The following is a 21,893-nucleotide window of genomic DNA, read 5'->3' on the forward strand; positions in this document are numbered from 1 at the left end:
CTGTTACACAACGATCATTGAGTGCGTCCGAGCGACCCCGGAATACTTCAGGGCCCCGGGGTCGAACGAATCCGAACACACCCCGTGCGGGCTGGGCCTTCGCCCGCCCGATTCACTCCTGAGCAGGGACAATCTTGCGTAAACGATCAAAGAAGGCGTACGCCGTCGCTGCGGCCGCCGTCGTCCTGACCGCGGGCATGACCGGCCCGGCAACGGCGAAGACCAGCGGCCCGGACACGACAGCCCCGGTCGGCGCCAAGGGCTTGGGGACGGCCGGCAGGACCGTGCACACCGTCACCTTGATCACCGGTGACCGGGTGCAGGTGGACTCCCGTGGCCGGGTCGGCGGTATCCAGCGGGCGAAGGGCCGGGAGGACATCCCCTTCTTCACCCGGACGCAGGACGGCCGTACCTATGTGATGCCGCGCGACGCCCGGCGACTGATCGCCGACGGCACCCTGGACGAGCGGCTGTTCGACGTCACCGGACTCGCCGAACCTGCGAGCCGCAAGGCCAACCGGGCGGGCCTGAAGGTGATCGTCGGTTACCGGGGATCGGCGGCCGAGTCAGCTCGCGCAGAGGTGCGGTCCTCCGACGGCACCACCGTCCGCCGGACCCTTTCGGCCCTCCATGCCGATGCCGTCACCGACGCCGGAGCCACCGACAGCAAGGGTTCGCTGTGGGACGCCGTGACCCGTCAGCGGGACGACGGTTCGGCGGCCAGGACCTCCGGTATCGCGAGGATCTGGCTGGACGGCGTACGGAAGGCGTCGCTCGACCGCAGTACCGGACAGATCGGCGCCCCGGCGGCCTGGGCCCGCTCGTACGACGGTACCGGTGTGAAGATCGCCGTCGTGGACACCGGGATCGACGCCACCCACCCGGACCTGACGGGCCGTGTGGTGGCGGCGCGGAACTTCAGCGGCTCCCCGGACGCCCTGGACCGTGTCGGCCACGGCACGCACGTGGCCTCCATCGCGGCCGGTTCCGGGGCGAAGGACACCCGGTTCAAGGGCGTGGCGCCCGGCGCCCGGTTGATCAACGCCAAGGTGCTGGACGACCGGGGCGTCGGTGACGACTCCGGCATCCTCGCCGGGGTCGACTGGGCCGTCGCCCAGGGTGCCGACGTCATCAACATGAGCCTGGGCAGTCCCGACACCCTGGGGATCGACCCACTGGAGGCCCAGGTCAACAAGATCTCCGCGGAGAAGGGCATCCTGTTCGCGATAGCCGCGGGCAACAGCGGGCCGGGGCGGGGTACGGTCGCGTCGCCGGGCAGCGCGGACGCGGCCCTGACGGTCGGCGCCGTCGACGACGACGAACAGATCGCCGACTTCTCCAGCGTCGGTCCCCGCACCGGGGACGGCGCCGTCAAGCCCGACATCACCGCGCCGGGCGTCGAGATCACGGCAGCCGCCGCCGTCGGCACCCCGGGGCAGAACCCTCCCGGATACATCAGCCAGAGCGGCACGTCGATGGCGACCCCGCACGTCGCCGGCGCCGCGGCGATCCTCAAGCAGAAGAACCCCACCTGGACGGGCGCACAGATCAAGGCCGTCCTGACGGGCTCGGCCACGGACGGCTCCCACTCGGTCTTCCAGCAGGGCGCGGGCCGGCTCACCGTCGACAGGGCGATCGACCAGACGCTCGTCTCCGAACCGGGCTCGGTCAGCCTGGGCACCCAGCAGTGGCCCCACACCGACGACGCACCCGTCACCAAGCAGGTGACGTACCGGAACACCGGCACCGCCGACGTGACGCTCGACCTGTCGCTGACGGCGCCCACCGGCGGCGACGGACAGCCCGCCCCAGCCGGGTTCTTCACCCTCGGGGCGCAGCGGATCACCGTCCCGGCGGGCGGCGACGCCGCCGTGGACCTGACGGCCGACACCCGGCTCGGCGGCACGGTCGACGGCTCGTACTCGGCCACGGTCGTCGCGTCCGGAGACGGCCGGACCGTGCGCACCACGACCTCGGTGGACCGTGAGAGCGAGTCGTACGACGTCACTTTCAAGACCATCGGGCGGGACGGTGCTGCCAGTACCAACTGGCAGGCAGACCTGAAGGGTTACCGCGAGTCCGCCGCGGGCCTGCGGTTCTTCCCGGATCTGTCGTCGGGCTCCACCACGGTCCGGCTGCCGCGCGGCACCTACAGCCTCGCCGCCGACATGCTGGTCGACCCCACCGCCCCCAGGGAGGGCGTCGACCTGATCAACAATCCGCAGCTCTCGGTGACCGGTCCCACCACGGTCACCCTCGACGCACAGACCACCCGGCCGGTGGACTTCAAGGTGCCGGACGCCGCCGCGCGCCCCACGCGCGCCGGAATGATGTCCACCCTGAACACACCCGAGACCTACATCATCGAAGGGGGCGAGTTCAGCAGCTTCGACAACCTGCGCACCGCGTACCAGGGTCCCAAGATGGACGAGGGCGTCCTCGCCCAGCAGTGGTCCGCGCACTGGGAGCGGGGCACCACCGAATACAACGTCCTCACCGGCGGCCCGGTCCAGGAGCTGGCCACCGGCTACAGCAAGACCTACACGGCCAAGGACATGGCCCTGGTGAAGGCAAGGATCGGGTCGTCCGTACCCGGTCTGGACGGCGCCCTCGCGGCGCACGGCATGCTGGACTGGGGAGGCGGCGTAGACGCCCCCTACCTGGTGCGGTCGGCACCGGAAACGCGGAATGTGTACCTGTCCACGGCCGACGGGGCCGCCTGGAACATCGTCGCGGGAGTCCTGGGTGAGGCGGACCCGACGGGCTACCGGAACTTCGACTCGGCGTACGAGCTCGACGGACCGCAGCGGTTCACGGCGGGGGCGACGTACACCGAGACCTTCAACGTCGGTGTTGCAGGCCCGCGGTTGAAGGCGGACGACGGGATCGTACGCGACGGCGACGACATCTACGGCGCGTTCCCGCTGGTCAGTGACGGGTCAGGCCATTCCGGGTTCGCCGAGTACATGAGTGCGAGCACGACCGTCCACCGCAACGGCGAGCTGTACACGCAGAAGGACGCCGCCATCGACCAGGAGCCCTTCACGCTGCCGTCGGACTCCGCCGCGTACACGGTGGCGACCACGATCAACCGGAACCCGGCGATCAACCGCACCGGCACCCGGATCGACGCCTCGTGGACCTTCCGATCGGCCCGTACGGAGAGTGCGGCCATGCTCCCGGTCTCCACGGTCCGCTTCCTGCCGCAGCTCGCGTTGGACTCCACCGTTCCGGCCGGCGGCAACCAGACCTTCCCCGTCGAGGTACAGGGCGCGGCTGCCGGTGACGGCCTGAAGACGCTGCAGGTCCTGGTGTCGTACGACGACACGAAGTGGCTGCCCGTCCCGGTCAGGTCGGACAAGATCACGGTACGCGCCCCGGAGAAGGGCAGGTCGATCTCGCTGAAGGCCGTCGTCACCGACAGGGACGACAACCGGTCGACGGTCACGATCCACGACGCCTTCTTCGGCAGGTGACACCGCACGGGGCCGGAAGCCAGGGGGCACGCGATCGGGTGAGCCACCTCCGGGCGGGACACGGCCCAAGGTGAGTCGAGGAGCGCGGCCCGCCGGAACGGATGTTCCGGCGGGCCGCCTTCCTGCGTGAGGCCACCGGGAAGCATCGAGTCCGCAGGGAAGCATCGGGTCCGCGGGGAGCTTCGATTCTGCCGGGATCCGCTGATCGGTCGCGTCGAGCGTTTCGCACACCCTCCGCCACGGTTCAGCGTGCCGGCACCTGGACCGGTCGAACGGGGCAGTCCGCCGGGCCGAGGCGTTCGTCCTGCCCGACCAGGATCACGGACACGGCCCCCTGCTTGTGCGCCGCGAACGCGGCCGTGCAGACGAGCTGGTCACGAGCGGGGGCGGTCAGCCGTGCCACCCGCAGGCGCAGTTCGACCTCGACGGTCGGGCCATGGGTCACGACCCGGTCCACGGCGGATGCCGCACGCGGCAGCGAGGGAGCATTGCGGAAGCCGGCCCGCCGTTCGGCCTCGTCCGGTCCGGTGAGCAGGGCGGTGACGGCCGCGAGCGGCGAGAGGGCCTCGCCCATCTCCTCACCCACCGCGGGCGAACCGCCGGGGCCGTCATGTCCCGGTGACCCGTCCGGGCCCGACGTCGAGTCATCCGGTCCGTCGGAGCCCGCCACGCCGTTCAGCCACGGTGAGTCGACGTTCCGTGGCACGGGCAGCAGTTCCTCGTCGGGCGAGAAGAGGAACACCAGCACCCGTCCCTCACGCGGAGGGAGCAGATCGGCGACAGCCGGTCTGCCGGCCTCGACCACGTCCGTCTCCTGGATACCACAGCCCACGAGCGGGCCCCCGGCCAGCACCAGCAGTGTCGCGAGCCGGCCCGCCCGACCCGCACGGAGCACCGGAATCCTCACGCGGTGGCCTCCGTTCCGCCCCGGTCGCCCGGTTCCCCGCCACGATGCGCGGTCGGCGGACCCTGCGGTGCGCCGCTCCCGGGCGCGGGCCCGTCGAAGGGCAGCTCGACGGCGAACAACGCGCCGCCGTCGGGCGCGTTCTCCGCGCGGATCGTGCCGCCGTGCAGCTGGACGTTCTCCGCGGTGATCGCAAGCCCGAGACCGCTGCCCGACGAGCGGGAACGCGCGGAGTCCGCCTTGTAGAAGCGGTCGAAGATGTGCGGCAGCGCATCCGGTGCGATCCCGGGGCCGCTGTCGTGCACCTCGGTGACCAGCACATCCCCGCGTGCCGACAGGCGTACGGTGACCGGTTCCGCACCGTGGCGAAGGGCGTTGCCCACCAGATTGGCCACGATGACGTCGAAGCGGCGCGGGTCGAGGCGGATACGGAAGCCGTCGGGCAGCTCCGCCCGGACCCGGCCGGCCCACTGCCTGCCGGACAGGGTGCTGCGTACCGCCTCCGCGGCGTCCACCTCGTCGGTGTTGAGCTCCGCCGCGCGGGCGTCGAAACGGGATATCTCCATCAGATCCTCCACCAGCACGGCCAGTTTGCCGGTCTCGGCACTGATCAGGCGCACCGCCCGAGCGGTGTCCGGGGCGAGCGCCCCGGCATCCTCGTCCACCACGTCCGTGACGGCGAGCATGCCGGCGAGCGGGGTGCGCAACTCGTGCGAGACGTCCGAGGCGAAGCGCCTGGCCCGCGCCCCGGCATCCCGCAACTCCTGCACGGAGCGCTCCAGACGGGCTGCCGACTCGTTGAACGTCCTGGCCAGGTCGGCCATTTCGTCCCGGCCGTGTACGGGGATACGCGTGTCGAGCTGCCCACCGCCCATGGACCGTGCGGCACGCCGCAGTTCACGGACGGGACGCAGCACGCTGCGCGCCGCGAGCAGTGCGGGCACCAGGGCCACGGCCAGCCCTGGCAGCGCCCCGTCGCGCGCAGCGGTCACCAGCGCCTCGATGTCCACCTCCTCGTTCGTCATGGGCATCACGGCGAAGAGGACCAGGCCACTGGGCACCGCGTCGCCGCCCGCGACGACGCGAGTCATCACCGGCATCCCGATCGTCAGATACGCCTTCCCGTCCTTGACGACCCGCTCGAAACTGCCGTGCGGCAAGGTGTGCGCGGTGCGGCGCAGCTCCGCGGTCAGAACACCGGAGACGGGCCGGTCACCCGAGGAGGCGCGCAACGAGCCGTACTCGGCGAAGACGATCCACGGATGGGGTTTGGCGCGCGCCGCGATGTCGTAGAGGTACCACCGCAGCGAATCAGGGTCCAGGGGCAGGCCGGGGGCGAACTGCTCGACCTCCTCCCGGAAGGAGGCTACGGCCGTGTCCTGCGCCCGCACGAGGACCGCGCTGCGCGCCTCCCGATAGGTCAACGCGGCGGTCGTGACGGCGCTGACCGAGGCCACCAGCAGGAACGCGATCACCAGCCGGGTCCGGAGCCCGAACGCGGCGGTCACTCCGGACATCCTCATGGCGGACCTGGTGGCGGACCTTCCGACCGGTTCCGGCTTCGCGGAGGACATCCTCCCGGCGCACCTCGTGGCGAACCTCCCGGCGAACCTCACAGCGGACCGAAGCGGTAGCCGAAGCCACGCAGGGTCTGGATGTATCTGGGATCACCGGACGGATCCTCGATCTTGGTACGCAGCCGGCGCACACAGGCGTCCACCAGACGGACGTCACTGTGGTAGCTGTGTGCCCAGACCGCTTCCAGGAGCCGCTGCCTGCTGAAGACCTGTTCCGGCACCGCCGACAGGTGCAGCAACAGCTTCAGTTCGGAGGGCGCGAGGGCGACCGGGGCGCCCGATCTGAGGACGGTGTGACCAGCACGGTCGATGTCGAGCTCACCATGGTGCTCGACGGCGGGACGCGCGTCCACCGGACCTTCGAGGCTGCGCAGGACGGCACGTATTCGGGCCTCGATGACCTCGGTACGGGCGGGTTTGACGATGTAGTCGTCCGCACCCGCGTCCAGGCCGACGACGATGTCCAGGTCGTCGCCGCGTGCGGTCAGCATGATGATCGGCAACTGGCTGGTCTCGCGTACCCGGCAACACACCTCGACGCCGCTCATGGCGGGCAGCATCAGGTCGAGCAGCAGGAGATCGGGGCGGAAGGCACGCAGTGCCTCCAGACCGGCCTCGCCGGTCGCGGTGGCGAGGACGTCGTGCCCACGGCGGCGCAGCCCGAGCTCGACGCCCTCGCGCACGGAGGGGTCGTCTTCGACGAGGAGGACGCGTGGCATGGCGGGGTCTCCGAGGGCGTGGGGGATGGGCAGGGGCAAAGGGTTCGGCGACTGCACGGCGGCAACTGAACGGTGGGACAGGTCAGAACAGGACAGAGGGTTGGATGACCGTGTCCGTGATCCGCCCGCGCATCGCCGGTTCAACCGGCGGCCCGCGCCGGCGGTTCCGGTGCGGAGCCCTTCTGCGCAGGCGGTCGGAGGCCGGACCCGGCAGCGTGTCCGGCACGTCCGGCAGCGTGTCCGGCACGTTTGGCACGTTTGGCACGTCCGGTACGTCCGGCACGTCCGGCAGCGTGTCCGGCACGTCCGGCTCGGTCAGCCGCGGAAGCCGTGCCTGCCGCGCGAACACGACGGCGACTCCGTACCGGCGCCCCCGCCGCGCGGCGCCCCACCCGGTGCCTGGGACCGGCGGAGGGCACGAGGTGGCGACGGGTCATGGGCGTACTCCAGGAGGTGAGGCAGTCGTGATGTTGACTCCTCATCCTCCCAGGCGTGCGCGATGGGGTGACGACACGTCGGGAATCGACGTGCTGGTCCGATGTCTGAGAGGGCCCGTCCTGCAGCCGCCCTCAGTGCCCGTGATGGGCGCATACCGGCACGGTCTGCGGAGACATCGGCCGTCCGCCCGCCGGCTGCTCGCGGGACAGCTGCACCTCCGGCCCCTGCGGGGGGAGGCCGGGCGGGCACGGCACAGGCTGAGGACGGCCTCGGCCGTCTGCTCGATCACCGGTCACTCCTGGTGCTTACGGAAATGCTGGGTCCCGACCCGAAGCACTTGGCGGCCTCCCGCCGCCGATCCTGAGCGTGCGCGTCCTTGGAGCCGCGCCCCACGCCGAAGGTCAACTCCGATGCATGGCACAGTACTTCCCCGCACATCACCCCGACGGCCGCGCCCAGCAGCTTCTCCACCGCCTCCGGAGGCACCTCGCCGGCATCGGCGACCCACAGGTGACGGCCGACGAGTGCAACGCGGGCGGCGACAGCCTGCGCAGCCGCAACAGACCGCTGACCCGGACCGAATTCAGCTCCGCGACAAGGTCTGCGGGTGCGGCGGGGCCTGCCGGTGGGTCGGGAACCAGGCTCATCGCCCGGGATTGCCGGCGCACCCCCTCCCCACACCGGCCTTCGCCGGCTCAGGGTCGCCACCGCGGGTGTGCGAGGAACCCCTCATGAAGGGCGCTCCAAGCCCTCACCCTCATGCGGTGGGATCCACGTTCCACGCCGCGGGAAGATCGCCGCCGCAGAAGACGCAGACGAAGTCGTCCTCGCGGACGATGTTGTGTTCCTGGCAGCCGGGACACCGCCGGAACACCACCTCATGGGTGAAGCCGGGCGGATGCCCGAGCTCGACGCCGTCCAGAGCGCGAGCGACCGCCGACCAGGAGCTGATGTCCGGGCAGTAGCCGGTCGAATGGTTGCTGACGTCATCCACGGCCCATCGGCCCGCGTCACGTCCGAAACCGATCTCGCCGGCGCTCAGAACCATGTCCCCGCCGGCACAGGCCACGTGCTCACTACGCCGCGGCGCCAGCCGGAGCAGCCCGTCCGTGCCGACCACGAAGGTGAACGGCTCGGCCACCTCCGCCGCCGATCGCTCAGTGATCCACTCGCCGAAGTCGGCCGCCGAGCTGATCCGGCACCCGCCGCTGCCAGGCCGGACCGCAGCCTTCAGCCCGACCGGTCCGACGTATCGGTAACTCCGCCCCCGCACACTCACGTGAGCCAACGTAGAGCACTTCCGGCACATTCACCCGTCGCAGTCCTCCGCAATTCAATCTATTGCTCCGCGAAGTGGGGCCACCGGCCTTCGGGCCGGACCGATCGCAGGCCCTGCCATTGCCGCCGAAATGTTCCTTCCCGACAAGGCGTGGCATATGCGTGAATCACGTCGCGGGGCACCATGATTGCGGTGCGGGATATCCGTACGACACCAACCCGAGGAAGAAGCATGCTCTCGAACACGAAAAGGCTCGCGCGCGCCATGGTCACGACGCTCGCCACAGCCGTCACCTTCTCCATGGTCATGCCGACCGGAACTGCTTTTGCCATCAACGAAGTCAACTGTGCCGAGCAGGGCGAATTCCTGCGAATCCAGTCGCACCACAGCACCGGCATCACGAGCAATGACTGCTACGCGAACGCCGGGAGGACGGACTTCGGCGGGTGGTGGATCGACAAGATCTCCACGGGGAACAACGACGTGAAACTGCACGATGCCAATGGTTCGGTAGTGACAATCCCGCGGCACCGAGTGGTCACGTATCCGAACAACCCGCCGAAGGTGAACGCGATCGAAATTCTGTGACCGGGCCAATTGCCTGGATCGGTCGTTCTTTCCGCTGATATCCCAGGCTTTCGCCTTCCGTCACTCCTCAAGCGATTATCGGAATTGCGTAACCTGATTCCGGTGGTTCGCGGGACTGGAGAGTGACGTGATGTCGTGTCCACCGGCGCGGCAGGGGACCCGTAGGCGAGGCGGGCACGGTGCTGGTGATCGAGCCCGTGCCTGCGGTGCTCAAGCCCGTGCCTGCCCTGACGCTACGGCCGATTCCCTGGCGCGCCGGAGCGCTCGCGTACCCGCCGTGGCCCCGTGAGCCGGCGCTTCGTAAGGTTTGTGCCATGCGTACCGCCGTCGGTCCACCTGGACTCAACGATCACGAGTCGGGGGACAGACATGCGTGTCGCTTCCGCACGAACCTTCAGGAGCAGCGCGCGTGATCGACCGGCGTGCCTGGGCACTCGTGCCGGTGCTCAGTGGCCTGCTGTGCGGATGCTGGTCCCCTCCGGCCGACACCCGCTCTCCTGCGGCTCAGGAAAGCCCCTTCTGGCAGGCCGAGTTCGACGGGGCGGCGGCCACCCGCCCTTCGGAGGAGTCCTGGAACACCGAAATCGGCAACCGTGACGCCGAAGGGTGGGGCAACAACGAACTCCAGTACTACACGGACGACTTGGCCAACTCGGCCCTCGACGGCACGGGGCACCTGGTGATCTCGGCGCGACCGGCCCCTGCCGGGTCCGAGTTGCCTTGCCACACACAGGAGTTCTGCACCTGGATCTCGGCCCGCCTGACCACCGAGGGAAAGGTCGCGCTCACCCGCGGACGCGTGGAGGTCCGCGCGAAGATGCCCACCGGCACGGGGCTGCTCCCGGCGATCTGGATGCTGGGCGACAACGGCGTCGAATGGCCGGGACAGGGGGAGATCGACATCTGCGAGGTGGTCGGCGGAGAACCCCGTACGGTCTACGGCACCGCGCACGGGCCGACCTACTTCAACGAGGACGGGATCTCGGGCTCCGCCACCCTTCCGGCCGACGCGTCGCGGGCGTTCCACACCTACTCCGTTGACAAGGAGCCGCGTCGTATCACGTGGTCCGTCGACGGAGAGCCGTACTTCACCCTGACTCCGTCGAAGCTCCCGGCGCCAAGCGACTGGGTCTTCGAGCAGGACATGCACCTGCTGCTCAACGTTGCCGTGGGGGGCGACTGGCCCGGCTCTCCCGACTCTTCCACGCCGTCGCCCGCGACGATGACCGTCGACTACGTCCGCTTCTACGGCACGGGCCGCACCTGACCGTGCGGGGCTTCAGGACGCGGGCGTGGACTTCGGGCCCGAGAGCCGGAATGTGGTGGACACCAGCGCCACACACCCGAGTCCACCTGCCACGGTCCGTGCACCGCGAGCGCCTCGTCCAGGGCCGTCCCGGGCACGTGGGCCATGGCCGGCCACGGTGGTGAACCGTCGGGATCGGCGTCGGCCAGTGCGGCGGTGAAGAAGCCGGTGACCTTACGGGCCGCGGCCACCTCCCGGACGAACCTGCGGCGGAACCCGGGACCGTCGGCCGGCTCCGGCCGTACCACTTCACCGCCACCAACCGCCCGCTGGGCGAGCGTCCGAGAAAGACACGGCCCATCCCGCCGGCACCCAGCAACCCCACGATCCGGTAACACCCCACCTGCCGCGGATCGGTCGGCTTCGGACTTTCCATCAGGCACCCCCGACTTCCCCCGATGCGGTGTCCCTGAGGGCGCCATTACACACCACCGGCCGGTACGGCATCCGTGGCCACAGGCTCCGGCAGCGTCGGGACGGTTACGGCCGTCCGCCCGGCGGGGCGGACGGCCGCGGCGCCCGAACTACTCGTGGAACCCGAAGCGCCACGCCTGCCCGAGGTCGTTGGGCTCCAGCGGACGCAGTGCCGTCATCGGCGGGAAGATCCGCAGGAGGCTGAGGTCTGCCGCCAGCTCGGTTGCGTCGACCGGGCCGCCCGGGACGACGATGTGGAACGCGAACGGCTCGGCCGCCTGCTGGAGCCGCCACTCGGTGGCCTGGGAGGAGCCGCGGAGCATGTTGTTGACCTCCGGGAGCCCGTCGTAGCTGAGGTACGTGTCGTGGCGCAGGTTCTTGATGGTCACGTTGCCGTTGGGCAGCGTCTCCACGTGCCATTCCTGCTCACCGGGCTGACCGGTGGGCGGCAGGATCACCGCGGGGGCCTTGGCGTCGTGGAGGGTCAGGTTCTGCTCGTTCCGCTTGGCGATGGAGTACGCGCCGTTCGGGATCTGGGCCATGAAAGTGGTCTCCTGAAGTGAGGTCGTGTGCGTGCTCGGCCGAGCACGCACACACGATCTTGGTCCCGTCCGCGCATTCCTCCCGGGGGAAGTAGCCAAAGCCGTTCGTACGAGTGAATGCGTCAACGGCGCACCCCGAAAGCCACCTGGGACGCGTGCCGAACAGGCCCGCCCGCCGGTCCGCGGCACGCCTTCACGTACTCCGTCACGAACCCCTTCAGGGAACTCCTGTGCGTCGGCTCGCACACCTCTGCGATCATCCCCGCATGGCGCACGGGCTCGAATCGCTGGTCATCCGGCACACCCACCGACTCCCCTCCCTCGTGGGCTCCGCCGGGGAAGGAGCCGTCGCCGCGCGGCAGTTCGACGTGGCGCTGACATCGGTGGGCTTCAAGCTCTCGGCGGAGTTGCTGGACCGGCTGTCGGAGCTGTCCGAGGCCGCGGTCCGGCACACCGCCAGGCGGACCCTGCACACCGTGAGCGAGATGGTGGGCGACCACGTCCGGCACAACGCGTACTTCATCGACTTCCCGGCGAACGTGCCGGACACCGAAGAGTTCTGGGCGCGGTGCGTGGCGAAGGCGCTCGTCGACGAGAAGTCGCGCGGGAACGTACTGACGCCGCTGGGGAACGGGGTGCTGGACCTGCTCAGCCTCCCCACGTACGGCCGGTACCAGCACACTTACGAGGAGATGCTCGCGGCACAGGACGAGCTGATCGCCTCGGCGGGCGACCGGGTGACCGTCCTGCACCTCGGGCGGGACCTCGACGACGAACTCGCGGACCTCTACCTGTCCTTGGCGGGCAGTACGACGCCCCTGGGTGAGGACCACCCGCGCGACCTCAGGACCATGGCCGAGCGGTGCGCGCTCGGCCCCCAGCCGGAGGCGATCCCGGTCCGGGAGAACCGGGCGGTCGTCAACCAGGCCCGCATCACGGCGGGCGCGGACCTCCTGCTGGACACCGTCACCGACATGAGGATGCCGGTCCGACGACGCTCGTGGTCGCCCCGGATCTCGCGGCCCGCATGGACTACCGGCGCGGGATCGTGGTCTACGAGCTGGCGGGCACGGCCCGGCGGACCGGTACGTCGGAGGCGACGGTGGCCATTCCGGCGAAGATGAACGAGCCCCAGCCGAAGATCAGCATGAAGACGTTCGCGTCGCTGCGGGGGGAGCTGTAGGCGACGCCCCGCATGGTCGTGAACAGCCACGGGAACCACGCGGAGCGTACGAAGCCCGGGTCGGCGTACCGGCCGCCGCCCCGGCGCCACGCGAGCAGCGGCACGGCCGCGAAGCCGGTGCCGGCCAGGCAGTACATGAAGGCGAAGAAGTCGTTGGCGATGAACTGGTGGCCGTTGGTGATCCCGAGGTAGGCGACCCCGGGCAGGAAGAGCGCGGCCGGCACTCCGTAGCCCAGCCCTCACCACGGTCTCGGACCTTGCCGCCGCGCCGGAAGCCTGGACGAGGTCCGGTTCACGGACATCGAGCACCTCGAGTTCGACCTGTAGCCTCGCCGTACCCCGAACAGCCCGCGAGTCCCGGGCCGATGACGGTCCGGGACTCGCAGGCGTACCCGGGAGGGCTGGACGCTGCCGTACCCAAAGCCGCCATGTCGGCCGCGCCCCACTGCACCTCGTCCGAGAGATCGCTACATGCTGGAGGCGGGCACGGTACGCAGGAGACTGGCAGCAATGCCGATCAATGCTTCTGCCTCCCTGCGGCTGTATGAGAAGTCTCTGGTCACCTCGTCAGCATGCTCGGCACCCGACGCCTGATCGAACGCCGCCTTGTAGATCGCACGCCACCGCTGCGTCCGGCTGCGCTGGTGGAGGTCCTCGTTCTTGCTGATCCGGGGCCGGTCGGCCACGACCAGGATGCGCTCCATGGCCTGGCGGGCGCTGCCGATCGCCTTGTCGAACTCGCCGTCGTGCAGCAGTCGACGGGCGTTCTGCAGATACGTTGCAGCATCGCGACGCGCCCCGCTGGGGGTCGGGAGAGGGATGGAGAGCGCGAAGCCGAAAGCGGCACCGAGACGCTCCAGTTCGTCCTGCCACACGCTGGCCGGGACTCGAATCTGCTCGCGGCTTTCGGCGGAGGAATGGTCGAACTGGACGAATCCGCTGATGTGCAGTTCCAGGAGCAGGTCCTGCCCGGCCCGATGTTCCTCGAGATCCAGCAGTTGCTGGTTGGTGAGAGGGAAAGCGAGACGGAGGCTGGTGTGGTTGTGGGTGGTCAGCCCGATGCGGGTGGACTTGGCGGTGGCGATCCACCGCGAGTCGGGAGGGGCGACGGAGACTTCCGCTTCTACCTCGCACAGCAAGTTGTGTTCCAGCCCGGAGGGCAGCAGGCCGGCCATGATGGTGAGCCGGTGCACGTCGAAACCAGGCGCAAGGTGCACTCGGGTCGGGTCGATACGGATCTGCGCATACTGGTGTCGCTGAACTGGAGCACAACGGGCCTTCCTGCCTGGCTGGGCACAGGTCATTGTGTCGGTCGCGAGCGGCGGCGTCCCTGTTTCAGCTCGATTTTCTGCGTACGCCCCAGCGGCACCACGACCCCTGCCCGCCCACCAGACGAACCCCGTCCGGGCCGACATCGAACGGGGTCTTTGCGTATGGCGCGTGGGCGATTACCAGACCACCGGTCAGCCATACCGGCAGGTGTACGCGACCCGACCCGACCTCACACATGCGTGTGACCCCGGCGGTTACGCCGTTCGAAAGTGGGCTCAACCCCGAACCGGGTCGTACCTCTGTGTGCCCTCTCGCGTAGCACCCCCGAACGGCCCAGCTGCCGAATCGCCTCCGCGGAAACAACTACATATACCCATACTCTCGCCCTACGCATTCCCAGCGCCTTACTTGTCCGCTTACGGCCATCTGCCCCGCGCCTGCCTGTGCGAGCGGGACAAGGCCAATTCGCTCCCCTTTCCTGGAGAAAACAATGCGTGTTGCCGTAACCGGTGGCGGTGGCTTCCTTGGGTCACATCTGTGCGAGACGCTTTTGCGGCGCGGTGACTCGGTAGTGTGCCTGGACAATTTCTCGACGGGCGACTCTGCGAACATCACACACCTCCTGTCCGATCCGGCGTTCGAGTTCCAGCACGCCGATGTGAGCGTGTCCGTGGAGGTCTCCGGTCACGTGGACGCCGTCGCCCATCTGGCGTCGCCCGCCTCCCCGCCCGATTACCTGCGGCAGCCGCTGGAGACCCTCGCGGTCGGCAGCCGCGGCACCGAGAACGCGCTGCGTCTGGCTCACCGTCATGACGCCCGCTTCATCCTCGCGTCGACGAGTGAGGTTTACGGAGATCCCCTGGTCCACCCGCAGGAGGAGACGTATTGGGGGAACGTCAACTCCATCGGTCCGCGTAGCGTCTACGATGAGGCGAAACGGTACGCCGAGGCTCTCTCCGCCGCGTACCGCCGCACGCACGGCCTCGACGTCGGCATCGCCCGGATCTTCAACACCTACGGACCGCGGATGCGCCCGCACGACGGCCGTGTGGTGTCCAGCTTCATCACCCAGGCCCTGACCGGTGAACCTCTCACCATCTACGGCGACGGCAAGCAGACGCGCAGTTTCTGCTACGTGGACGACCTGGTCCGCGGTCTCGTCGCACTCCTCGGCTCCTCCGAGATGGGCCCGTTCAACCTCGGCAACCCGGTCGAGTGCACCGTCTCGGAGCTCGCCGAGATCGTGCTGACGATGACCGGTTCGCAGTCCGAGGTGAAGTACCACCCGCTGCCGGTCGACGACCCGGTTCGCCGCCGTCCCGTCATCACCCTCGCCCGCGAGGTACTGGGGTGGGAGCCGGAGATCGATATCACCGAAGGCCTGCGCCGGACCGTGACGTACTTCGCCTCCCGGCCCGACCAGCTCGCCGTGTCGGCCGCGGCGATCCGCGGCGGCCAGAGCGAGACCGTCCCGCCGGCCGTGGTGACGGTCGAGGCCACCCCGTCGCAGACGGTCCCCGGTCCGGCGGCCGCGTCCCTCGACATGGGCGCCACCACCACGCCCGAGCCGTCCGTCTCGGGAGGCTGATCCCCGCGACACCGCCGCACGGCGCTCCGGCCGCGCCACGCCCACCGGTCCTTCCCCCACAACCCCACGGTCCGCTGTCGCACCACCTGGAGAACCTGCCGCCATGACCTCGTTGGAGTAAGGTCCCGCCCTCGGGACCGGCACCGTCCAGGATCCCCCGGCGCCGTCCCCGCCCCTCGGATCACCCGAGGAATGGGATGCGCTGGGGAAGAAGATCCGAGCCCTGTCGAAAGGCAAGGTGGCCTCCATCGGACCGGACGGCCCGGTGCTCGCCCGGCCGGCGCGTCGGCTCACCACCCTCCCCTCCAGCTTCGTGCGGGCCTTCTCACGCTCCGACCGCGCCCTCGTCGTGCTGCTGTCCCTGGGCTGGGCGGCCTGCCTGGTCTGGTTCTGGGTCTGGTGGCTCCAGCCGTCCCACCACATCGGCTGGACGGGGCTGATCGTCAACAGTGCTCTCCTGCTGTATCTGACCTATCTGCCGGTGCACTTCCTCATCGCGCTGCTCCGCATGCGGCGCTTCGACCCGGCCGTCGAGTTGCCGGAGCTTCGTACCGCCTTCGTCGTCACCCGCGCCCCGTCCGAGAGCTGGGACATCGCCCGCACCACCCTGGAGGCGATGCTCGGCCAGCACTTCCCGTACGCCTACGACGTGTGGCTGTGCGACGAGGACCCCACCGAGGAGATCATCGACTGGTGCCAGGTCCACGGCGTCGGCGTCTCCTGCCGGCGCGGCCGTCCCGATTACCACAGGGCCTACTGGCCTCGCCGCACCCGGTGCAAGGAGGGCAACCTCGCCTTCTTCTACGACCACTGGGGCTATGCCCACTACGACGTGGTCGCCCAGCTCGACTGCGACCACGTCCCGGGCCCCCGGTACCTCGCCGAGGTCGTCAGTCCCTTCGCCGACCCCGCGATCGGCTACGTCGCGGCGCCCAGCGTCTGCGACTCCAACGCCGACGAGTCCTGGGCGGCCCGGGGCCGGCTGCAGCGCGAGGCGATGTTCCACGGGCCCGTGCAGCTGGGCCACTCCGCAGGTCTCGCCCCGGTGTGCATCGGCTCGCACTACGCCGTCCGCACCCAGGCACTGCGGGACATCGGTGGTCTCGGCCCCGAGCTCGCCGAGGACTTCTCAACCACCTTCCTGCTCAGCTCGGCGGGCTGGCAGGGTGCGTTCGCGATCGACGCGGACGCGCATGGCGAAGGCCCCCTCACCTTCGGCGCGATGATCACCCAGGAGTTCCAGTGGTCCCGCAGCCTGGCCGTGATGCTGCTGGGAATGCTGCCGCGCCACCTGAGCCGGATGCCTCTCAAGCTGAGGATCCGGTTCGGGGCGGCGCTGATGTACTACCCGCTCCTCGCGGCAGCCACCGTCATGGGCATCCTGCTGCCGCCGATCGCCGCGATCACCGGCGCCCCCTGGATCGACGTCAACTACTTCGGGTTCCTGGCGCACTTCTGGAGCATGTCCGTCTGGCTGATCCTGCTGACGCTCCTCTGCCGCCGCCGCGGTCTGCTGCGCCCCAAGGACTCCCCGGTTTTCAGCTGGGAGATCTGGCTCTTCGGACTCTCCCGCTGGCCGTACGTCGCCTGGGGCGTGCTGGCCGCGGCGACGCAGAAGCTGCGTCCCCGTCAGATCACCTTCAAAGTCACCCCGAAGAAGCGCGACGGCCTGGAGCGGCTCCCGCTGCGGACCGTCGCCCCGTACCTGCTGATCACGACGTTCCTGTCCGGATCGTCCCTGGTCGGCCAGTTCACCGGCCCCGCCGTCGGCTACGTCTTCCTCTGCATCGTCGGTTCCGCCTCGTACGCCGCCGTGACGCTCGCGGTCGGCGGCCTGCACGTCAGGGAGACGGCACGCGCGACCGGGACCCCCGCCTTCCGCGCCCTGCGCACAGCCGCGGTCCCGCTCGTCGCCGGCCTGCTGTCCCTGCTTCCGCTGGCACTCGCCGTCGCCGTCTTCCCCACCTACCTCACCGGCTTCTACGCCTGGTGACGGCCGTACGGCCGTGAGAGAAAGAAGGTTCCCGTGCCCCAGACGGTCCTGGTCACCGGCGGCGCCGGATTCATCGGCAGCCACACCTGTGTCGAGCTCCTCCGCGCCGGCCACGAGGTGGTCGTGCTCGACGACCACTCCAACAGCTGCCCCGAGCCCCTCGAACGCGTCGCGAAGATCGCGGGCCGCCCGATCGCCGCAGCCCATGTCGGAGACGTGCGTGACCGGCGGTCGCTGGACGCCGTCTTCACGAGCCACCCGATCGACGCGGTGATCCACTTCGCCGCGAAGAAGGCCGTCGGCGAATCGGTGCGGATCCCCCTCACGTACTACGACATCAACGTCGGCGGCACCACGGCCCTCGTCGCGGCGATGCACGACCACGGGGTCCACCGGCTGGTGTTCTCGTCGTCCTGCTCGGTCTACGGGGACGCGACGACCGCCCCCCTGACCGAGAACTCCCCGGTCGCGCCGACCAACCCGTACGCCACCACCAAGTGGACCTGCGAGCAGATTCTCGCGGACCTGTGCCGGCACGTGCCCGAACTGCGTGTACTGGCGCTGCGCTACTTCAACCCGGCCGGCGCCCACCCCACCGGGCTGCTCGGTGAGGACCCGCGCGGCGTACCGAACAACATCATGCCGTTCCTCAGCCAGATCGCCGTGGGCCGCCGTGCCGAGCTCAGCGTCTTCGGCGCCGACTACCCCACGCCCGACGGCACCGGGGTACGGGACTACATCCACGTCGTCGACGTGGCCGAGGGGCACCGCGTCGCCCTCGACCACATCGACGACGAGCCCGGCATGCGGGTCCTCAACCTCGGTACCGGACGGGGCGCGTCCGTCCTGGAGCTCGTGCGCGCCTTCGAGGAGGCCTCGGGCAGGCCGATTCCGTACCGCGTCACCGAGCGCCGGCCCGGCGACGTCGCGGAACTCGTCGCCGATCCGGCGAAGGTCTCCGCGGCCTGGGGCTGGAACGCCCGGCGAGACCTGGCCTCGATGTGCCGCGACGCGTGGAACTTCCAGCAGCAAAACCCGCGCGGCTACACCTCCTGAGACGCCGGTCCCGCAGGACCCGTCTCCTCGCCTCCCTCCCCCGACAGGAGAACAGCACATGCGGTTGACCGTCATCGGTACGGGATACCTGGGAGCCGTGCACGCCGCGTGCATGGCCGACATCGGACACGAAGTCCTCGGCGTCGACGTCGACACGGAGAAGATCAAGGCCCTCTCCGAAGGTCGGCCACCTTTCTACGAGCCAGGTCTCGACGACGTACTGACCTCGGCACTCGCCTCCGGGCGCCTGCGCTTCACCACCAGCCTGCGCGAGGCCGCGGCGCACGGCGAGGTCCACTTCGTCTGCGTGGGCACCCCCCAGCAGCCCGGCTCCCAGGCCGCCGACCTGCGGTACGTGGACGCCGTCGTCGACGGGCTCGTCCCGCACCTGCCCGCGTCGTGTCTGGTCGTCGGCAAGTCCACCGTCCCGGTGGGCACGACCGCGCGCCTGACCGCCCGCATCGCGCGACTCGCGCCGGAGGGAGTACAGGCGGAAGTGGCCTGGAACCCCGAATTCCTCCGCGAGGGCTTCGCGGTCGAGGACACCCTGCGCCCCGACCGGCTCGTCGCGGGCGTGACCGGCCGGGAGGCCGACGAGACACTGCGCCGGGTGTACGCCGTGATGCTGGAAGCGGGAGTCCCCTACATCAGCACCGATCCGAACACGGCCGAGCTGGTGAAGGTCGCGGCCAACTCCTTCCTGGCCACGAAGATCTCCTTCATCAACGCGATGGCCGAAGTCTGCGACGCCGCCGGCGCGGACGTGGCCACCCTCGCCGACGCCCTCGGCCACGACACACGGATCGGCCGGCGGTTCCTGAACGCCGGTCTCGGCTTCGGCGGCGGCTGCCTGCCCAAGGACATCCGGGCGTTCGCCGCTCGCGCACAGGAGCTCGGCGTCGGCCCGGCGGTGAAGTTCCTCGACGAGGTCGACGAGATCAACCAGCACCAGCGGACTCGGACCGTCGCACTCGCCCGGCAGCTGCTCGGCGGTGACCTGACCGGCCGCCGGGTGGCCGTCCTGGGCGCCACGTTCAAGCCGAACAGCGACGACGTGCGCGACTCGCCGGCCCTGGCCGTAGCGGCGGCACTGCACCGGCAGGGAGCCGACGTCCGGGTGCACGACCCGGAGGGCGCCGCGAACGCGCGGCGCGCCCACCCGGAGCTGCGCTGCGGCTCGGACCTGCTGGAGGCCTGCCAAGGCGCCGAGATCGCCCTCCACCTCACCGAGTGGGGCGAGTACGGGGAGGTGGACCCGGTCAAGCTCGCCCGCGTGGTCCGCGAGCCGGTCCTCATCGACGGGCGGAACGCGCTCCCGCACGACGAGTGGCGGGCCGCCGGATGGACCGTCAAGGCGCTGGGCCGCCCCGCGCACTCGGACCGCCCGTCGGACGCCCGGACCAGGAATCCTCTGCGGGCCAAGATCGCGTCCCCGGCCGCCGAGCCGATCCGTGCCCTGGCCATGTCCACGGCACTGCCGACCGGCAGGTCGTAGTCCTGCCCACGTGGAACGGCTCCGCCCTTCGCCCACGGTCCTCGACCGTAAGCGAAGGGCGGAGCCGTTCCACGTCCCGTACCTCAGCCGGGTCCGCAGGGCGAAGCCTCTCGTCGACGGCTGCCGGGATCACCTCTCGCGCGCCCTACGGCCGTGCCCATCGGCGGGCAAGCGCTTGGAGCGCGGTGCGCCCTGAGCTCCGTCAGCGTCCTGTGCTCTCGGCGCCCGGTTCAGTCTGCAGGGCGCGTCTGCGCGGCGCCGGCCTTCAGCGCCTTAGGGACGCGGCTGCCGAAGTAGTCGACGGGGCCCACGTCGACGCCCATCGTCTGCGGGCCAAGGCCCATAGGACCGTCGCCCTGGCAATGCGGCGCCAGGTTCTGGGCACCGGCCCTGTCGGTGGTGGGGGCGATCAGACCGGGCAGGCACGGGTCCTCACTGAGGCCGGTCGGCTCGCCCCCGAGCATTTCCTGACGGGAGACGGCGCGCCAGTCGTCCAGCGCCGTGAAGCGCCGGCTGCCCCATCCCAGGGACCAACCGCCCTGGCTGTAGTAGACGTTGCCCCGAAGCTTGAGCGTGCTGGGGCCGTACGACGACTGGGCCTCGACCAGGGGGCCGCCGTCGGTGGCGAGGATGTTGTTGTAGACGCGGACGCCCCGCATGCCGTCGTGCAGCCGCAACGCCGGGGGCCGGATCCCTGAGGAATCGACCGAGGTCAGCTCTTCCGTCCGCATCACGACCGTGTTGTGGTAGATGTCCAGATTCTTCAGGCGGGAGCCGTACGCGACGATGCCCCCGTACTCGGGCAGCTTCCGCGCGTCGTCCCAGCTCATGTTGAAGCGGACGATGTTGTTCTTGTGGGCTCCGGTCGCTTGGCCGGAGTAGATGAGGAACCCCGGACCGTCGTTGTCGTACGCGAGGTTGTACTGCATGACGGAGGAGGACACGTTGTTGTCGAGGCCGAATCCGCCACCGTCGACCCGGGAGCCGGTGCGATTGCGGTACGCCGTGTTGTTCTCCAGGACCACCTGGGTGGAGTCGTACACCCAGATGCCCTCAGGGCCCTCGTCCGCGGCGGCGGAGGACCTCGCACCGTTGTCGTGGGCCACCGAGCGCATGACCTTCGCGTCCCGGACGCTGCCGAGCGTGATGCCGCTGCCGGTGTTGCGCTCGTCGTTCTCCGGGTCACCGCTGTTCGCGTACGCCTTGACCCGCTCGATCCGTAGCCCCGCGTGCGCGTAGCCCGGGCGGTCGGCATCGAACTCGGGTCCGTAAAAGACGAGTCCGCCCTCGAGATTGTGGTGCACGGAGACGTTGGTGATCCGCACGTCGCCGAAGCCCGCCCCGGCGCCCTTCTCCGCGCCGAGACTGATCCCGTTCTGGAAGCCGCTCGCCTCCACGTTCGTGATCCGGACGTGGTCGAGGCGACGGTTGTCCAGGCTGTTGCGGAAGGCGATCCCGACCCCTTCCCTCAGCGCCTTCCGGTCGCCGACCAGCGAGACGTTCCTGATCTCGACGCCGGAGGTGTCCCGCACGGTGATGCCGGACGTGCCCCGTGGCGCGATCATGGCCCGGCCGGTGCCGTACGACTCGATCACGACGGGCTTCGTCCGGCTGCCCGCCTCGTCCTCGTCCAGGGTGACACTGCCACGGAACCGCTCACGGCCCTTGAGCCGCAGCCGGTCGCCGGGCCGGAAGCGCACGTTGCTCACGTGGTCGAGGGTCCGCCAGGGTTTCTCCGGGGACAGGCCATCGCTCTTGTCGTCACCGTCGGGGCTCACGTAGAAGGTGTATGGACCACCGGTGGCAGGGCGGGCTGGCCGGTAGACCCCCGGCACGTCGCATCCTGTCATCAGTAGCAGTACCGCGACCGAGACTCCAGCGGCTGTCTTCGCCGCACGGCTCCGCTTCACCGTGTTCAAGCGCTCCCCTTGGGACGTTCCCGTGCCACATCAGGCGTACAACGCAACACACTGTCAGAAACGGTACGCATGAAACGCCGATGAGAAGGTGGCATCCGAGTCACACATACGCGGCTTCGTCCATGCCGGTAAACCACTTTCGGA

At 69.7% G+C, this 21,893-nt stretch carries 16 protein-coding genes and 2 pseudogenes; 9 read left to right on the forward strand and 9 right to left on the reverse strand.

The features are described from left to right. The first annotated feature begins 134 nt into the window (after positions 1–134). Positions 135–3,476: a S8 family peptidase gene (locus OG524_RS34555; protein ID WP_405386296.1), complete on the forward strand. Its 3,342-nt coding sequence runs from the start codon at positions 135–137 to the stop codon at positions 3,474–3,476. Positions 3,477–3,720: 244 nt separating this feature from the next. On the opposite strand, the gene OG524_RS34560 is transcribed toward OG524_RS34555, so the two are convergent. The 5 genes from OG524_RS34560 to OG524_RS34580 form a co-directional block, all read right to left on the reverse strand. After that, positions 3,721–4,383 (reverse strand): hypothetical protein, encoded by a 663-nt coding sequence (locus OG524_RS34560; RefSeq protein ID WP_405386294.1) that lies wholly within the window; start codon positions 4,381–4,383, stop codon positions 3,721–3,723. Further along, the gene (locus OG524_RS34565) at positions 4,380–5,897 is read right to left on the reverse strand and encodes an ATP-binding protein (RefSeq protein ID WP_405812327.1); all 1,518 of its coding nucleotides are present in this window, start codon (positions 5,895–5,897) and stop codon (positions 4,380–4,382) included. The genes OG524_RS34560 and OG524_RS34565 overlap by 4 nt, the downstream gene beginning before the upstream one ends. A gap of 95 nt (positions 5,898–5,992) precedes the next feature. Beyond that, positions 5,993–6,676, reverse strand: a complete 684-nt coding sequence (locus OG524_RS34570; RefSeq protein ID WP_405386293.1) for a response regulator — start codon at positions 6,674–6,676, stop codon at positions 5,993–5,995. A gap of 82 nt (positions 6,677–6,758) precedes the next feature. After that, positions 6,759–7,025 carry a hypothetical protein gene (locus tag OG524_RS34575; protein WP_405812328.1) on the reverse strand — a complete coding sequence of 89 codons (267 nt, stop codon included), beginning with the start codon at positions 7,023–7,025 and terminating at the stop codon, positions 6,759–6,761. 846 nt (positions 7,026–7,871) lie between these two features. Next, positions 7,872–8,393, reverse strand: a complete 522-nt coding sequence (locus OG524_RS34580) for a hypothetical protein (protein ID WP_405386289.1) — start codon at positions 8,391–8,393, stop codon at positions 7,872–7,874. 231 nt (positions 8,394–8,624) lie between these two features. Here OG524_RS34580 and OG524_RS34585 point away from each other — a divergent pair, with 231 nt between their 5' ends. Together OG524_RS34585 and OG524_RS34590 are read left to right on the forward strand one after the other, a co-directional pair. Continuing rightward, positions 8,625–8,981 (forward strand): beta/gamma crystallin domain-containing protein, encoded by a 357-nt coding sequence (locus tag OG524_RS34585; RefSeq protein WP_405386287.1) that lies wholly within the window; start codon positions 8,625–8,627, stop codon positions 8,979–8,981. 409 nt (positions 8,982–9,390) lie between these two features. Then, positions 9,391–10,248 (forward strand): family 16 glycosylhydrolase, encoded by an 858-nt coding sequence (locus OG524_RS34590; RefSeq protein WP_405812329.1) that lies wholly within the window; start codon positions 9,391–9,393, stop codon positions 10,246–10,248. 563 nt (positions 10,249–10,811) lie between these two features. Here the strand turns inward: OG524_RS34590 and OG524_RS34595 are convergent. Then, positions 10,812–11,243: a hypothetical protein gene (locus OG524_RS34595; RefSeq protein ID WP_405386284.1), complete on the reverse strand. Its 432-nt coding sequence runs from the start codon at positions 11,241–11,243 to the stop codon at positions 10,812–10,814. Between the two features lie 266 nt (positions 11,244–11,509). On the opposite strand from OG524_RS34595, the pseudogene OG524_RS34600 reads away from it, so the two are divergent. Then, positions 11,510–12,220, forward strand: a pseudogene (locus OG524_RS34600) (hypothetical protein); the annotation flags it as partial. A 76-nt stretch (positions 12,221–12,296) separates the two neighbouring features. Here OG524_RS34600 and OG524_RS34605 read toward each other — a convergent pair. Continuing rightward, the gene (locus OG524_RS34605; RefSeq protein ID WP_405812330.1) at positions 12,297–12,650 is read right to left on the reverse strand and encodes a hypothetical protein; all 354 of its coding nucleotides are present in this window, start codon (positions 12,648–12,650) and stop codon (positions 12,297–12,299) included. A gap of 37 nt (positions 12,651–12,687) precedes the next feature. On the opposite strand from OG524_RS34605, the pseudogene OG524_RS34610 reads away from it, so the two are divergent. Then, positions 12,688–12,753 (forward strand): annotated as a pseudogene (locus OG524_RS34610) (XRE family transcriptional regulator); the annotation flags it as partial. A 140-nt stretch (positions 12,754–12,893) separates the two neighbouring features. Here the strand turns inward: OG524_RS34610 and OG524_RS34615 are convergent. Next, a complete protein-coding gene (locus tag OG524_RS34615) occupies positions 12,894–13,601 on the reverse strand; it encodes a hypothetical protein (RefSeq protein WP_405386279.1) in 708 nt (235 codons plus the stop codon). Between the two features lie 587 nt (positions 13,602–14,188). On the opposite strand from OG524_RS34615, the gene OG524_RS34620 reads away from it, so the two are divergent. The 4 genes from OG524_RS34620 (at position 14,189) to OG524_RS34635 (ending at position 19,830) form a co-directional block, all read left to right on the forward strand. After that, positions 14,189–15,286, forward strand: coding sequence for a UDP-glucuronic acid decarboxylase family protein (locus OG524_RS34620; protein ID WP_405386278.1), 1,098 nt, complete (start codon positions 14,189–14,191; stop codon positions 15,284–15,286). Between the two features lie 238 nt (positions 15,287–15,524). Next, complete coding sequence (locus tag OG524_RS34625) at positions 15,525–17,279, forward strand: glycosyltransferase family 2 protein (protein ID WP_405812331.1); 1,755 nt, start codon at positions 15,525–15,527, stop codon at positions 17,277–17,279. A gap of 33 nt (positions 17,280–17,312) precedes the next feature. Beyond that, complete coding sequence (gene galE / locus OG524_RS34630) at positions 17,313–18,335, forward strand: UDP-glucose 4-epimerase GalE (protein WP_405386275.1); 1,023 nt, start codon at positions 17,313–17,315, stop codon at positions 18,333–18,335. Between the two features lie 58 nt (positions 18,336–18,393). Further along, on the forward strand, positions 18,394–19,830 hold the full coding sequence (locus OG524_RS34635; RefSeq protein WP_405812332.1) for a UDP-glucose dehydrogenase family protein: 1,437 nt from the start codon (positions 18,394–18,396) through the stop codon (positions 19,828–19,830). A 230-nt stretch (positions 19,831–20,060) separates the two neighbouring features. Here OG524_RS34635 and OG524_RS34640 read toward each other — a convergent pair whose 3' ends face one another. Next, on the reverse strand, positions 20,061–21,608 hold the full coding sequence (locus OG524_RS34640; protein ID WP_405812333.1) for a right-handed parallel beta-helix repeat-containing protein: 1,548 nt from the start codon (positions 21,606–21,608) through the stop codon (positions 20,061–20,063). Positions 21,609–21,893 lie beyond the last annotated feature (285 nt).

This window comes from Streptomyces sp. NBC_01520 (assembly GCF_045040375.1).
Lineage (GTDB): Bacteria > Actinomycetota > Actinomycetes > Streptomycetales > Streptomycetaceae > Streptomyces.